General features: G+C 48.0%; 14 protein-coding genes. 9 read left to right on the forward strand and 5 right to left on the reverse strand.

Translation table 11 applies throughout. The features are described from left to right. Nucleotides 1–486 precede the first annotated feature (486 nt). On the reverse strand, nucleotides 487–999 hold the full coding sequence (locus ACKTSF_RS08955) for a universal stress protein (protein WP_407888647.1): 513 nt from the start codon (nucleotides 997–999) through the stop codon (nucleotides 487–489). A gap of 29 nt (nucleotides 1,000–1,028) precedes the next feature. After that, nucleotides 1,029–1,541: a YbhB/YbcL family Raf kinase inhibitor-like protein gene (locus ACKTSF_RS08960; RefSeq protein WP_407888649.1), complete on the reverse strand. Its 513-nt coding sequence runs from the start codon at nucleotides 1,539–1,541 to the stop codon at nucleotides 1,029–1,031. A 193-nt stretch (nucleotides 1,542–1,734) separates the two neighbouring features. On the opposite strand from ACKTSF_RS08960, the gene ACKTSF_RS08965 reads away from it, so the two are divergent. From ACKTSF_RS08965 to ACKTSF_RS08975, 3 genes are all read left to right on the forward strand, one after another. Further along, nucleotides 1,735–2,907 carry an ArgE/DapE family deacylase gene (locus tag ACKTSF_RS08965; RefSeq protein WP_407888651.1) on the forward strand — a complete coding sequence of 391 codons (1,173 nt, stop codon included), beginning with the start codon at nucleotides 1,735–1,737 and terminating at the stop codon, nucleotides 2,905–2,907. 370 nt (nucleotides 2,908–3,277) lie between these two features. Next, the gene (locus ACKTSF_RS08970; protein ID WP_407888653.1) at nucleotides 3,278–3,403 is read left to right on the forward strand and encodes a hypothetical protein; all 126 of its coding nucleotides are present in this window, start codon (nucleotides 3,278–3,280) and stop codon (nucleotides 3,401–3,403) included. Nucleotides 3,404–3,699: 296 nt separating this feature from the next. Further along, nucleotides 3,700–4,458 carry a potassium channel family protein gene (locus ACKTSF_RS08975; RefSeq protein ID WP_407888655.1) on the forward strand — a complete coding sequence of 253 codons (759 nt, stop codon included), beginning with the start codon at nucleotides 3,700–3,702 and terminating at the stop codon, nucleotides 4,456–4,458. Between the two features lie 228 nt (nucleotides 4,459–4,686). On the opposite strand, the gene ACKTSF_RS08980 is transcribed toward ACKTSF_RS08975, so the two are convergent. Then, nucleotides 4,687–5,301: a hypothetical protein gene (locus ACKTSF_RS08980; protein ID WP_407888657.1), complete on the reverse strand. Its 615-nt coding sequence runs from the start codon at nucleotides 5,299–5,301 to the stop codon at nucleotides 4,687–4,689. Between the two features lie 206 nt (nucleotides 5,302–5,507). Here ACKTSF_RS08980 and ACKTSF_RS08985 point away from each other — a divergent pair, with 206 nt between their 5' ends. After that, entirely contained in the window at nucleotides 5,508–6,371 is an 864-nt protein-coding gene (locus ACKTSF_RS08985) for an aldo/keto reductase (protein ID WP_407888659.1), read from the forward strand. On the opposite strand, the gene ACKTSF_RS08990 is transcribed toward ACKTSF_RS08985, so the two are convergent. Further along, nucleotides 6,372–6,761 (reverse strand): hypothetical protein, encoded by a 390-nt coding sequence (locus tag ACKTSF_RS08990; protein WP_407888661.1) that lies wholly within the window; start codon nucleotides 6,759–6,761, stop codon nucleotides 6,372–6,374. It abuts the gene before it with no gap. A gap of 372 nt (nucleotides 6,762–7,133) precedes the next feature. Here ACKTSF_RS08990 and ACKTSF_RS08995 point away from each other — a divergent pair, with 372 nt between their 5' ends. Next, on the forward strand, nucleotides 7,134–7,664 hold the full coding sequence (locus ACKTSF_RS08995) for a GNAT family N-acetyltransferase (protein ID WP_407888663.1): 531 nt from the start codon (nucleotides 7,134–7,136) through the stop codon (nucleotides 7,662–7,664). A 354-nt stretch (nucleotides 7,665–8,018) separates the two neighbouring features. Further along, a complete protein-coding gene (nhaC, locus tag ACKTSF_RS09000) occupies nucleotides 8,019–9,476 on the forward strand; it encodes a Na+/H+ antiporter NhaC (RefSeq protein WP_407888665.1) in 1,458 nt (485 codons plus the stop codon). 181 nt (nucleotides 9,477–9,657) lie between these two features. Here the strand turns inward: nhaC and ACKTSF_RS09005 are convergent, their stop codons facing one another. Continuing rightward, nucleotides 9,658–10,305 carry a metal-dependent transcriptional regulator gene (locus tag ACKTSF_RS09005; protein WP_407888667.1) on the reverse strand — a complete coding sequence of 216 codons (648 nt, stop codon included), beginning with the start codon at nucleotides 10,303–10,305 and terminating at the stop codon, nucleotides 9,658–9,660. 400 nt (nucleotides 10,306–10,705) lie between these two features. Here ACKTSF_RS09005 and ACKTSF_RS09010 point away from each other — a divergent pair, with 400 nt between their 5' ends. The 3 genes from ACKTSF_RS09010 (at nucleotide 10,706) to ACKTSF_RS09020 (ending at nucleotide 13,335) form a co-directional block, all read left to right on the forward strand. Further along, nucleotides 10,706–12,289: an Nramp family divalent metal transporter gene (locus ACKTSF_RS09010; protein WP_407888669.1), complete on the forward strand. Its 1,584-nt coding sequence runs from the start codon at nucleotides 10,706–10,708 to the stop codon at nucleotides 12,287–12,289. A gap of 3 nt (nucleotides 12,290–12,292) precedes the next feature. Next, entirely contained in the window at nucleotides 12,293–12,724 is a 432-nt protein-coding gene (locus ACKTSF_RS09015; protein WP_407888671.1) for a universal stress protein, read from the forward strand. 179 nt (nucleotides 12,725–12,903) lie between these two features. After that, nucleotides 12,904–13,335, forward strand: a complete 432-nt coding sequence (locus tag ACKTSF_RS09020; protein ID WP_407888673.1) for a universal stress protein — start codon at nucleotides 12,904–12,906, stop codon at nucleotides 13,333–13,335. The last annotated feature ends 346 nt before the right edge of the window (nucleotides 13,336–13,681 follow it).

Here is a 13,681-nt window from a genome sequence, read left to right on the forward strand (position 1 = left end):
ATCCCTGACCGCCTCCGGCTCTGATTGTGCACGTCAATGTCAAACGTTGAGTTCCAGATGAGTGCTAACGTTTTAGCGTAAATCAATAACGTTTCTATAGGCATCATCTGGCTATATTGCCGTAGGACACCCAAGTAAGCCGAGAGGTCGGCAGATATGGGCTCAGGCGCGTCGTTCTACTTAGCTGGTGGGTGGTTTTCCCACTGGCTTAGTAGAAAACCAAGCTTGGAGACTCGGTACTTTCGAGGCTTCAAGTTGTGTTCGCACCGTTCCAGCCCATATCTGCCGGCCGGTAAGGCGATGGTTGGACGATGTTGCCTAATTTTAGTCTCCGTATCGTTGTGGCACCAGCCATAATGAGTATTTTGAAACTTTCAACCTTCAGTTATAGAATGTACGCTTGAAATTGTGAGTAAAAAGGATGGTGTCTCTCCAGAGATTTGGAGAAGCACCATCCTTTTATGCAAGAATTTACAGAATATGCAATTAGAGTTTTGGCTGATCTTGGTTCTTAACGGCAACTTGCTTGGTATCGACCGGGTTGCCTGCTTCATCGGTTCGAATGACCATGACATCTACGTCGGCCATCCGACTGACATAGGCGGTCACGGAGCCTTCGACCATCCGGGCCACTGCACTCATCCCAGTGGCCCCCAGCATAATCAGGTCATTCTGGTGGTCACGGATAAACTCGTGCGCGATGACCGTCTTAGGATTGCCGAACCGCACGTGAATGTCAAGGTCGGAGAAACCAGTAGCAGCTGCGGTTGTTTCGACCAGTGAGGTCAGGTAAGATGTCGCGTCCGTTGCCAATTCATGAATCACGCTGCCCGGCATGGAACCGCTGGCGTAGAAGCCGTAGTGGTTGATCCGCAAGACATTGAGCAGGTCAATGTGAGCGTGATTACGTTGGGCGACGGTTACTGCTTTTTTTAAAGCCAGTTCCGCTTGAATGGAGCCGTCCACGGGCACTAAGATCTGTTGATATTGTTGTCCCATAATTAGCCTTCTTCTTTGAGCTGAGTTGTCTAGACGCGTCCGCGCAAGGTAATAGTGGCGGTGTCCAGAACGTGACCATTGATTTGATGGAGGAGGTCATTTAACCAGAAGCCATCGTCCAAGTCGAGTTTAGTATTTAATGCATAGATCGTCAGACTGTAGTCATGGTCAGCATTTGGTGGGAACGGCCCGGTGTAATTCTGAAAAACGGCTGGATCGGTATTTCCGACCAGCGATCCACCATTACTGTTCCGGCCATGGACGTGGGGAATAGCATTGGTCCGGGAGACGTCCATTGGGATTTCGCGCGTCGTTCCAGGAAAGTTAGCGGCGACCCAGTGAATCCAAGGAAAACCACTAACGGGAACGGCATCGAAATCAATGAGGTTCAGTGCTAGCGTTTGAGTCTTCTTCGGTATCTTGTGAAGCTTGATGGGAAATGATTTGACGGGTTGCCCGCCATAGACGTCATCACCCGTGGCGTACTTGCTAAATTCATCGGCTAAGTAGCCATTTTCTTCGGTTGGCACAACGATTCGCATGAAATCCCTCCTAGATATATCTAACACTCTTCATTATACCGCAGTCAAACGCTCGTCGCGAATATTCATGAATAATGTATAAAAATGCGAATAAGTAGAGTAAAACTAATATAATTGCAAAAACAGCTTGATTTTTGCACAAAAGGGCGTATGCTAATAACAACTTAGCGAAACGACGAAAGGATTGACGCGAATGACTCCTCAAGCAAAAATTGCCATTTTACAGCATTTGATTCAAATACCCTCAGTAAATGATCATGAGGCCCAGGTAGCAGAATACATTGCTAGCCTGTTTGCACCGTATCCTCAAGCAAAGATCGAGAAAGTAACTTACGCCAATGACCGGGACAACCTGGTAGTGACTATTGGCCATGAAGGGCCGCAACTGGGGCTTTCTGGACATATGGATGTCGTCGCGGCTGGGGACGAATCTGCTTGGACACACGCCCCATTTGCCGGTGAAGTTGTGGGTGACCAACTCTTTGGCCGGGGCGCTTCTGATATGAAGAGTGGGCTGGCTGCCATCGTGATTACGATGCTGGAGTTTTTGGAACAGGGCACGCAATTGCCCGGGAGTATTCGGTTGCTGGCCACGGTGGGCGAAGAAACTGGTGAATACGGTGCAGGTCAGCTGACGGACGAAGGCTACGCGGATCAACTGGCGGGCCTGGTCATTGCTGAACCTAGTGGTTTAGATAACGTCGTCTACACGGCTCGGGGGGTCATTGATTACAAGGTCGTTTCAACCGGGAAGGGTGTTCACAGTGCCCAACCGGAGAATGGGATCAATGCGATTGATAACTTGATGAAGTTCTACAATGCTGTGGGGCCGTTGATGGCCAAACATATGCAAACCGATTCCGTTCTGGGCGGCCTGCTACACAACGTGGACTTGATTTCTGGGGGTGAACAGATCAATTCGATTCCGGCACATGCCGAACTGATGGCGAATATGCGAACAATTCCCGCTTACCCCAACCAAGTGATCTACGATGAGTTGGCGGGGTTGATTGCGCAGCTGAATGCGGAGGATGGCGTACAGCTTGATCTTAGTTATAGCTTCCCCGAAGAGGCGATTCCGGGTGATCCCCAGGCACCTTTGGTTCAATTGGCCAAGCAGATTAGTGATCAGGTTTGTGGTCACGAGACGCAGATCGTGGGTTCTGGTGGTGCCAATGATGGTGCGGAATTCTTGCGGGCCAAGGCCGACTTTACCAGTATTGAAATCGGTCCTGGAAGCAACACGTCGCATCAAATTGATGAATACATCTCCATCAAGGAATACTTACAAGCTATCGACTTCTATGAGGCGTTGGTGCCAGCCTTTCTGCAGCAAGTCCACGAGCCAGAAAGTGTTATTGAATAAGTAAACTAAAGGTTAAAAGTCCAAGTACTCCTAGAAAAATCCAGCTAATAGAGATTTAGTCCATAAAATTAGTTGGAAATTACCACCTGCGGCTGCCAGAGATTTCGGCGGCTGTGGGGACCGCCTGCGGCCTGAGAAGCGGTCCTCCGTCTCGGTTTGAAGCCTGACATAACCTGTCAGTCTCCAAACGCGTCCCACGCTGGAAGCTGGTCCCCAGCTAACACCGTCGTCACAGCTACCTACATCTCTGACCGCCTCCGGTTATGATTTGTTCTTTAACCTGACATTGCCGTGACAATCGCCGGACTGACAACGTTAGTTCACAATGGTTGATCACTGTCTACGTAGGTTCAGCCGTGGGATTTTCCAAGTGTTCTGCTTGGAAAATGGCGACTTTGAAACGCGGGTTGGGCGGTTCAAAGCGAGCTGGCAGACCGTTTCTCAGGCTGGCGGCGTCCTACCCACAGCGTTCCAGCCTAAATTTGGCGAACGGTAAGCCGGCTGGTTTAGACGACGTCGTCTAATTGTAGTCTCAGCGTCGTTGTTGCAACAGTCATAATGGGTATTTTAGATCTTTCAACCTTCAAGTAAAGAAATTAGTGATGGCGATTACCGCTAAACCAGGTAATCGCCATTTTTGGTGTGGTCATAGTCGGAAAAAAGGCGTTCGAAAAATTATTAAGTTTACATATAGAACCTAGCAAACTGCTTAAATCTCATCCGTGTGGCTGGTAATTCTGGGAGAAGCGCCTATATTGAGATGTAATTGTAATCGGGGGGAGTGGAACGACCATGGCAAAACGGAAACCACGACTAATTGCCTACCACGTGGGTGTCACGCTATCGACGTTGGTCTCAGTTGGTACGGTATTGCTATTGCTACTTGGAGTGGGGAGTTCCGCCATCGAAATGGCAATCATTAATAGTCTGCTGGTGGTGTTCGCCATTGACTATGTTGCCCGGTTGTTACTGACTAAGAATCGCAAAATTTTTCTCGTTCAGTCGGCATTCGATCTGTTGGGCATTATTCCCCTCCATCCGGTGTTTGCCTTCTTCCGGTTGGGCCGGCTGGTTCGGTTGATTCGCTACCATCATTTATTCTGGCGGTTACGGATCAATAGCAAGTGGACACGGGCCTATCATCAGTTCATTTATAAGACCGGCTTCATTTATCTATTTTCCTTCAGTGTGACCATTATCGTCATCAGTGCCTTTCTCTTCTCCCTGACCGAGAAGCAGAGCCTAGCAAATGCCTTGTGGTGGGCCATTACGACGGCCACCACAGTTGGATATGGGGATGAGACGCCACACACGGCCTTTGGTAAGATCATTGCCAGCGTCCTGATGATCGGTGGCGTCGGGTTCATCGGGTTATTGACCAGTACCATCAGTGGCTTCTTCACGGCTAGGGGCCAACAAATGGCGGCCAGTCAAGAGGATCACGAACAGGCCGACCTCGACCAGTTGTTGACGAAGATTGAAACATTGACGACGAAGGTCGATGACTTGCAGCGCCAGCTCGAGTCGACGACGCACCGGAAGAAAGGGTAGGTGAGAGTGGGACAAAAGGCGATTAGCTGGCGAGCATTAAGGCTGATAGCCGGATAATCCCGGGTTTGGATTGTTCGGCTATCAGTTTTAAGCGGAGTCAGCTGCCTTTTGGCCCACATTTCAGCAATATAGCTTAGGAGAGCAAAAAAAGAGTCTGGGGTTTTGTCCCAGGCTCGAATAGAGCTTTGGACACAACAAAAAACGCGGACGCTCCTGTGAGCGCCGCGTTTAACGGACAAACTGTAAATTGTAGTTTCCCTGACCATCCGATGTAATCGTATAGGTCGTGTAGCCCGCCTGCAACCATTGATTCTTAGAAGCTTGGGCCCAACTTTGGGCGTCTTCAACAGAAGAGAAGGTGTGCACGGAGTCGAACGATGTTGGACTTTGACTGCTCGATGAGGCGCTCGACGTGCTTGTGCTGCTAGCGCTAGACGATTTGGTCTGTGCTTGGTTAAGTAGCTTCTGCTCGCGAGCTTGGACGGCACTATTAGATTCATCATTGATAGCATTCTGTAGCTTTTGTTTTTGCGAAACGGTAAGGCCATTATCATTGTAGCCATCGTACTTGTCTTTAAAACTTTCGTAAGCGGTCTGTTCGGAAACGGACGAGGCCTTAGCCACGAGGGAGGCGCTATTGCTCGACGACGAGGTGGTATTGGATGCGGAATTATTATGGTGAGTGATGCCTAAGACCAACAGGATAGCGATGGCCAACGTTAATAACGTCATGACCCACGGCCACCAACGCCGCGGCTTTCGTGGCCGTTGACGCATAGGGCGGTTAGGATCTTGATTAAAATTATACCGTTGTACGCGTGATTTTGGTTCTTGGTTATTCAACTGAAAAACCTCCATGTCAGAAACGGTGTGAAAAAACAAGCTTGCCGCCGGAACGACAAACTACCACACCCTCCATAGTAACGCAAAACGGGCGCAGAAGAAAATTTTAGCCCTAATTTTTACATTTTATCCAGCTTTCTTACCGCGAAAACTGCCAGCATATTGTATGATGGTAGTGGAACTAAGTTTGAAAGGTGGTTTTTATTTTGCATAATGACATTCCTGAATTACCTCTAAATAATGGCAACCGAATTCCCCAGCTTGGCTTGGGTGTTTTCCAAGTCGACAACGCCGAAGACACGAAGAACGCGGTCAAGTGGGCATTGGCTGCCGGTTACCGACACATTGATACGGCCTCGTACTATGGCAACGAACAGTGGGTCGGTGAAGCCATTCGCGAGAGTGATGTGAAGCGTGAAGATATTTTCGTGACTTCCAAACTTTGGAACAGCGTACGTGGCTATGACGAAACGAAGCAAGCTTTCCAGGAGACATTGGACAAGTTAGGGTTTGAGACCCTCGACATGTTTCTGATCCATTGGCCAGCTCCCGGCTATGCTGAAAGTTGGCGGGCCATGGAAGACCTGTACAAGGACGGCAAGATCAAGAACATCGGGGTTTCCAACTTTAACCAAGCGCAACTCGAGAAGCTGATGGAAACAGCCACGGTCAAGCCCGTAGTCGATCAGATTGAAACGCACCCGTACTTCCAAGAAGACGACCTGCATGCTTATCTGGAAACGCAAGGGATTTTGCACGAAGCCTGGAGTCCGTTGGGTGGGGGTAATAACAACGCGCTGACTGATCCTGTCATCAACGAATTGGCCGCAGCTCACGATGTGAGTGCCGCCCAGATTATTTTACGCTGGCACATTCAACGTGAAGAAATCGTGATTCCTAAGTCCATCCACGAAGCACGGATTCAGCAGAACCGCGATGTCTTTGCCTTTGGCTTGGATGAAGATGAAATGCGGGCCATCAGCGACTTGGACGCCGGCAAACGCGTGGGTCCAGATCCTGCTGATGAAGCCTGGCTCAAAAAATCTCAGACGTACGCTAGCCGCAAGTAATCAACGGTAGGGTGGAATGTTCTGTGTCTTAGCGAGGACCTCTAGCTGGTCGGTCAACTGATTGACGACGGTGAGGGGGATCTTTGCAAAAGGACTGAAAATATGGGGATGGTCCGGATCGGGCACATCCTGAGTTTCCTTTAATTTAGAGACCATCGAAACTAGGTCATCCTTGTGATAGCCTAGTTTTTTGGCGTAATAAATAACTTCGCGATAACTGACGTTTTTAAAGTAAAAGTAATAACAAAGTCCGGCCACGGTGAAGTACCAAAAAATCGTCCACTCCAGGCCAATCTGACTAGGCGCGATGAAGCCGGTAAAAATCGCAATGAGGACAAAAACGACGTAGATGAGTACGGAAAGGGCAGCCCAACGTTGTTTGGACGTCATAGGATTCAACTCGATTCTTGAATGATTGCGTTTAGTCTACGGGGTTCCGGGCGAGATTTCAAGTTATTTTCGGTGATAAGTTAGTGAGAGTTCAAACAGCTGTCATATTTAGTAGATATTTGGGTGGTTTTGATGTAGAAAATGGGTTAAACAAAACTTTTTCAGGAGCGAGGAGATGCTTGAGAGAGTGTGATTAAAATTTGGAACTTAGTTAAGCCCCTACTTAGTCGGAAATGGCTGCTCTCAACTAGGTTCGTTAAGTTTCAGTAAACAAAACCATCACTACCAAACGAAAGTTTCGCATTTAATGGTGAGTCGTGTATAATAGCACAGTATTGTTGCAGACCGCTTTGGAAATGAGAGGTAGACGAATTGAATTTGAGTTTTGAAACCATTCAACCGGAAGATTTTAAACAGGTAGACCAATTGGTTACGGCGGCGTTCACGCCCGCTCAGGCCAGTGCCGGTACCGAGGGTAATCTGATTCACCGGCTACGGACGACCTACGATTATCAACCAAGTTTAGAAGTTGTTGCCAAGCCAGAAATTCACGAGGTCGTGGGTCATGGCCTATTGAGTCCCGTGACGATTCGTGGTAACCGGCACATGACCACAATTCTTGGACTGGCTTCACTGGCCGTTGCGCCCGAGTGGCAAGGCCAAGCAATTGGGAGTCAACTCCTAAGTGAATTGGAATCCCGAGCTCGATTGGCTGGCTTTGCGGCCATCAGCGTGGTGGGTGATATGAATTTCTTTGGCGGTCGGGGTTATGTGATGGCAGAAGATTTTTCAATTCATAATAGCCTAGCTGTACCGATGGGGAGTCACCTCATCAAACCGTTGACAGCTGGGGCGTTAGCTCACGTTGGCGGGATGCTAGAGTATCCAACTTCGTTAAAATAAATTTTTGATTAGAGGTTGACGATACTTTCTCATCGTGCTATTATCAAATCAATCGAATAACGAACGCTAATTTCCATTACCAAGTAGCGTGTCATCTGTGTGTCAGAAAGTCGGTGGTTGCTGCGAACCGATCAGGGTGATTACGACGAAATACAGTGGAATGTCCTGCTCCGGCAGGCGGATAATAACTAGAGCCGTTACCATCTAGTGAGTGGAGTTACTGGGTCTAGAACCAGTGGCTCAAGCTGGGTGGTACCACGGTTGAAGTCTAAATCGTCCCTGTTGCAATGTTGATTGCAGCGGGGGCGATTTTTTTATACATAAATTAGGCATAAACAAAGAGGAGCGATTTCTATGAAAGAACAAAACAAGAGAGCATGGAAGCCAGTTAGTTTTGGTGAAGCAATGATTATTCTGCTAGTTATGTTACTGATTATGGGTTTGGGTGTTATCAAGTTTGGCTTATCACCAATGACACCAGTGTTACTGGTCATTGCCTTAGTTATCCTGTGGGCCAAGGTTCGTGGCGCTGAATGGGATGACATTCACGGTGGGATCATCGCGGGCATTAAGACTGGGATTATTCCAATCTTTATCTTCATCCTGATTGGGGCGTTGATCAGTGTTTGGATCGCCGCTGGGATTATTCCATCCATGATGGTCTTCGGGTTCCATTTGATTTCAGCACAGTGGTTCGTACCATCCGTTTTCTTAGTTTGTGCAATTGTTGGGACGTCCATCGGGAGTGCCTTTACCATCATCTCCACGATTGGGATTGCCCTGTTCGGGATGGGAACCACGATGGGTTTTAACCCAGCATTAGTTGCTGGGGCCATCATCTCTGGAGCTATCTTCGGTGATAAAACATCACCACTGTCAGACTCGACCAACCTGGCTTCGGCCATTGCTGAATCCGAACTGTTCGCGCACATCAAGAACTTAATGTGGTCGACGATTCCTGCTTTCTTAGTTTCCCTGGTGCTGTACTTCGTCTTAGGAACGGGTTCATCTGACGCTAACGCAATGGGCAAAATCAACAAGACGATTGCTACCTTGTCTGCTAACTTCTCCGTAACTTGGTGGGCTGCCTTGCCAATCATTGTGATGTTCGTCTGTGCATGGCGGAAGATTCCCGCTATCGCCACGTTGCTGTTGAACGTTGGTTTAGGGATTGTGATGTTATTCATCGAAAAGCCCGCAACGTCATTGAGCAGTGTTGCGACGATGATTGAATCTGGTTTCGTTTCCAAGACGGGGAATGCTAGTGTTGACGCCTTACTCTCCCGTGGTGGGATCAGTGCCATGATGTCCACGGTTTCCTTGATTATCTTGACGCTGACTCTTGGTGGTCTGTTAATGAAGTTCAACATTATTCAGACGGCAATGGTACCACTGGCCCAACGTCTGAAGAATACCGGTTCCGTGGTCACTGCCGCTATCCTTTCTGGGATTGGTGTGAACATCTTTGTTGGGGAACAGTACCTCTCCGTGATCTTACCTGGGAAAGCCTTCAAGCAAACCTTTAACGATCGTGGCCTGGATAACTTGGCCTTGAGCCGAGTCCTTGAAGATGGTGGGACTGTTATCAACTACTTGGTACCATGGGGGGTTGCAGCCGTCTTTGCAGCTAACACGCTGGGCGTTTCTACGCTGGCATACCTGCCATTCTGTTTCTTCAGTCTCCTGTCACCGGTCTTCTCCATTCTCAGTGGGTTCACTGGCGTTGGGTTGAAGCGCCTGCCATCATCTGATGACAGTAGTGCAACTGCCGCAACCGTTGCGACACAGGCACGTGAAGGCCAAGGCGCCTAAGCTTGGGTCCGAGCTATAGTCGCCTGCGACTGTAGTGTGTCGGTTTCTATTTTTAAATTTATATCAGTATGATTCTACTAGACGTGTGGGCATCCGTGAACGACTAGACGTCACGGACTGAATGGTAGACAAAGTTGTCGTTATATAAATCGTATCCTCTAGAAGGCGTGAGCAAAGTGGCTCACGCCTTTTTCGTGTAAATATAGTCTGCGGCTTGATCGTTGAGTGTGAACGCTTGATGCTGGGCGTCCTCTAAGTAGAGGAGGTTGAGACCGGTATCGACCTTCGTGACGTGAAGCGGTACGCCGAAGGGCAAGGCCAGATGCTGTAGGTAGTCGACCAATGCGGTTGACTCCAAGTAACTCGTGAGAACAACGGTTGTCGCTGCAGGGACGGCACTTAGCCGCGTGATAGGCTGATCGTTTAGAATCTGGTCAGGACTGAGGCTGCCGCCGAATGGACTGCGTTGTGGCTCACCAAGATAGTGGTTAAGTGCCAGCGCTGTTTCACCGGTCAGTTCAGCGGCCATGCTCCAAGCTTGATCCGGAACTGCAGTTAGTGGAAGATGGAGCTTCTTTACCAGGAAGGTCTCACAGAGACGGTAGTGGTGAAGCAGTTGGCAGGCGAGTTGCTCCCCGGCTGCAGTGAGGGTGACCCCAGTGTAGCGTCGTCGATTAACGAGGCCGGCACGCTCCAATGACCGCGTCATTTCGGTCACGGTGGCTGGTGAAACATTGGCAAAGTGAATGATTTGTTTATTGCTAACACGTGGCCGGGCAAAATTGCACTCGGCAATAATCTTCAAATAGGTATTTCGATGATTCAACATGCAATCAGCTCCCCGATAAATTAAAAATAGTTAAGTACCCCTAAAAATTATATTCTCCAGTTGAAATTTTAAGGGTTCTGTGGCGAGGTTGCAACTTTTTCTGGAATCCATCAATTAACGTGTTATGAAAGTTCACTTTATTTAATAGACAAAACGTTGATTTATGGGCGTTTTAGAGATTATTTGTTGGGTGTGCCCAAAAAAATATTTTGTAGGAATTAGCCATAGCAAATGATGTTTGAAAAAGGGGATCTACCAGTAATGAAACCGCTTAATACATTTACTAATATCTTAATTTGTACGCATATTAAAGTTAAGTGGCCCTAAAAAAGTATTTGCAAAGGTTAACTTTTACGTTACAATGAACCCGTTAGAAATTTTTGAGGAGGAGGCTTTTAACATGAGTGATAATGTTAAAAAGCACAAATTAATTGAATATGCCAACGGCCGTTCATTGGAGGAGATAAACGGTACCGTAGCTGTTCCCAAAAATATTAGTTTTTGGAAGGCGCTGTTCATGTATTCTGGGCCTGGCGCACTGGTTGCGGTGGGATACATGGATCCCGGGAACTGGTCCACATCAATTACCGGTGGGCAGAACTTCCAATACCTGCTGATGTCCATCATCTTGATTTCAAGTTTGATCGCGATGTTATTACAATACATGGCGGCTAAACTTGGTATCGTGAGTCAAATGGACTTGGCGCAGGCCATTCGTGCCCGTACCAGTAAATCGTTAGGCATCGTGTTATGGATCATGACTGAATTTGCCATCATGGCGACGGATATTGCCGAAGTCATTGGGGCCGCGATTGCTTTGTATCTGTTATTCCACATTCCATTGGTCATTTCAGTGTTTATCACCGTATTTGATGTTCTGCTATTATTGCTGCTGACCAAGATTGGTTTTCGGAAGATTGAAGCAATCGTCGTTTGTTTGATTCTGGTAATTTTGCTAGTCTTTGCCTATCAAGTTGCCTTATCCAAGCCTGATTGGGCGGGTGTCTTTGCAGGATTAGTTCCTAACATTAAGACGATTTCCTCCTCACCAACGGTTGGTGGTCAAACGCCAATTAGTGGGGCGCTGGGAATCATTGGGGCGACAGTCATGCCACATAACCTCTACCTGCATTCTGCAATTTCTCAAACGCGTCAGATCAACCACAAGGATGAGAATGATGTTGCACGGACGGTGAAGTTTGCTAGTCTGGATTCCAACATTCAACTGACGCTTGCTTTCTTCGTCAACGCGTTACTGTTAATCATGGGGGTCGCTGTCTTCAAGAGTGGTGCCGTCAAGGATCCTTCCTTCTTCGGTCTGTTCCAGGCTTTATCTGATACCAACACGATGAGCAATGGCTTGTTGGCTGGGGTCGCTAAGACGGGAATTTTATCAACATTATTTGCCGTTGCTTTGTTAGCATCCGGGCAAAATTCTACGATTACCGGGACCTTAACGGGTCAAGTTATCATGGAAGGTTTCGTCCACATGCGGATGCCACTATGGTTACGTCGACTGGTTACTCGGTTGATCTCGGTTATTCCAGTATTGATCTGTGTCATGCTGACTAGTGGTAAGAGTGCCATTGACGAACACACGGCATTAAATGATTTGATGAACAATTCGCAAGTCTTTCTGGCCTTTGCCTTACCATTCTCAATGCTCCCGTTATTGATGATGACGGATAGCAAGCTGGAGATGGGTAAGCGGTTCAAGAATTCCTGGTGGATTAAGAGTTTGGGCTGGTTCTCAGTACTCTTACTGACTGGGTTGAACCTGTATAACATGCCGGCGTCAATCGCCGCCTTCTTTGGCAGTGCACCATCTGCCAGTGAAACAACCATGGCTAATGTCATTGCGTGGGCGTTGAATCTGGCAATCATTGCATTGTTGGCTTGGACCGTTTGGGAGCTGCATCGCAGTGCCAAGCGGATGGCCGTTGAAGCCGCTACCGACGCTCAGCAACTACACAAGGAGGACTAACCCATGGCAAAAACATTTGAACGCATTTTAGTCGGGGTCGATGACTCCCCAGATGCCCTGTTAGCCTTTAATTATGCAACGCATCAGGCGAAGCGAGACGATGCAGAGCTGATCATCGTTTCCGTATTGGAAAATGACGACATGAACGTCTATCAGGCACTGGATTCTGATTACATTCATGGTGAACATCGCGAATTGGAAGAGCACGTTGCGACGTATCAGCAACGGGCATTCGACGCTGGCGTCGCTCGCGTACGGATGGTTGTCGCTGAAGGCGATCCCGGCGAGACCATCGTCAAGGACGTGATTCCGCACATCAAGCCGGACCTGTTAATCGTAGGATCAGAGTCCAAGAAGGGTGTCCGTCGTCACTTTGGGAGCCAGGCAGCCTATATGGCAAAATATGCGCCAATCTCAGTACTGGTTATCCGCTAATAAGTTGAATTATCGAAGTCGATAGGCCGGTTAATCCCGGTCTACCGGCTTTTTTTATGGTTGAAGTTAGTTATGGCCCCCAACGGTATCCCTAAAATGAATCGCTTAGTGGTAGATGCGCGTACACTAGCATCGATAAGAGCGTTAGTCATGAGATTAAATTGAAGGAGGGATGGCTGATGGCGACCGCGTTTAAACGGATTCTAGTTGGTGTCGATGATTCCAAGGATGCGCTATTGGCATTTGATTACGCCATTTATTTAGCGAAACGTGATGACGCAGAACTAGTGATTGCTTCGGTACTGGAGGATCATCAGATAAATATTTACCAGACATTAGATACGGACTTTATTCATGGTGAGCGTGCCGATCTGGAAGACCACGTTCGGGCGTATAAGGACCAAGCACGTAAGGCTGGTGTCGCGGATGTCCGAATGATGGTAGCCGAGGGCGAACCCGGCGAGACCATCGTTAAGGATGTGATTCCGGCGGTAGACCCAGACTTGTTGATTGTGGGGTCGTTGGCGAAGAAAGGGGTCAGCCGCCACTTTGGCAGTCAAGCGGCTTACATGGCAAAGTATTCGCCGGTATCGGTATTGGTGATTCGGTAAACACGATCTATGACCACCTCCGGCTAACACTTACCGCTGATGGTTATGAGTGTTGTGTAAGTGTCCCCCGCACTTCTTGATGTCGTTTCCACGAATTTTAAAAAATAAGTCATGCCAGCATTACCATGGCAAAAATCGAATGATAGTTGTTGCAGTTTCGTTAAGTTGACTGGTGATTTCAACACCTTACCTCATACAAAAGTTACCCCTAAAAATCAGGGTTCTATGTCAACTGTTGTTGGTAATTCCATTTATAAAATTGTCTAATCCTTTGAGATTAGGCAATTTTTTTTGAGCCCAAATGCCAGATGAATCCTTAATCTAAAGCTTGTGAAACAGCCAAAGC

It is taken from the genome of Levilactobacillus muriae, from assembly GCF_045862015.1.
Lineage (GTDB): Bacteria > Bacillota > Bacilli > Lactobacillales > Lactobacillaceae > Levilactobacillus > Levilactobacillus muriae.

Bases quoted from the DNA above. Each gene is read 5' to 3' on its own strand.
- ACKTSF_RS08955 (WP_407888647.1), bottom strand. From the start codon at position 999: ATGGGACAACAATATCAACAGATCTTAGTGCCCGTGGACGGCTCCATT.
- ACKTSF_RS08960 (WP_407888649.1), bottom strand. From the start codon at position 1,541: ATGCGAATCGTTGTGCCAACCGAAGAAAATGGCTACTTAGCCGATGAA.
- ACKTSF_RS08965 (WP_407888651.1), top strand. From the start codon at position 1,735: ATGACTCCTCAAGCAAAAATTGCCATTTTACAGCATTTGATTCAAATA.
- ACKTSF_RS08975 (WP_407888655.1), top strand. From the start codon at position 3,700: ATGGCAAAACGGAAACCACGACTAATTGCCTACCACGTGGGTGTCACG.
- ACKTSF_RS08990 (WP_407888661.1), bottom strand. From the start codon at position 6,761: ATGACGTCCAAACAACGTTGGGCTGCCCTTTCCGTACTCATCTACGTC.
- nhaC (WP_407888665.1), top strand. From the start codon at position 8,019: ATGAAAGAACAAAACAAGAGAGCATGGAAGCCAGTTAGTTTTGGTGAA.
- ACKTSF_RS09005 (WP_407888667.1), bottom strand. From the start codon at position 10,305: ATGTTGAATCATCGAAATACCTATTTGAAGATTATTGCCGAGTGCAAT.
- ACKTSF_RS09010 (WP_407888669.1), top strand. From the start codon at position 10,706: ATGAGTGATAATGTTAAAAAGCACAAATTAATTGAATATGCCAACGGC.
- ACKTSF_RS09015 (WP_407888671.1), top strand. From the start codon at position 12,293: ATGGCAAAAACATTTGAACGCATTTTAGTCGGGGTCGATGACTCCCCA.
- ACKTSF_RS09020 (WP_407888673.1), top strand. From the start codon at position 12,904: ATGGCGACCGCGTTTAAACGGATTCTAGTTGGTGTCGATGATTCCAAG.